General features: G+C 54.0%; 1 rRNA gene. It reads left to right on the forward strand.

The annotated features are described in order from the left end of the window. Nucleotides 1–237, forward strand: a 23S ribosomal RNA gene (locus LMC10_RS02055); the annotation flags it as partial.

A 237-nucleotide genomic window follows, 5' to 3' on the forward strand; every position in this document is an offset into this window, starting at 1 on the left:
TGCGCCGAAAATGTACCGGGGCTAAGCATATTACCGAAACTGTGGATGTGCACTATGTGCACGTGATAGGAGAGCGTTCTAAGGGCGGCGAAGTCAGACCGTGAGGACTGGTGGAGCGTTTAGAAGTGAGAATGCCGGTATGAGTAGCGAAAGACAGGTGAGAATCCTGTCCACCGAATGACTAAGGTTTCCTGGGGAAGGCTCGTCCTCCCAGGGTAAGTCGGGACCTAAGCCGAG

The organism is Limosilactobacillus reuteri subsp. simiae (assembly GCF_020784875.1).
In the GTDB taxonomy this organism is placed as follows: Bacteria; Bacillota; Bacilli; order Lactobacillales; family Lactobacillaceae; genus Limosilactobacillus; species Limosilactobacillus reuteri_H.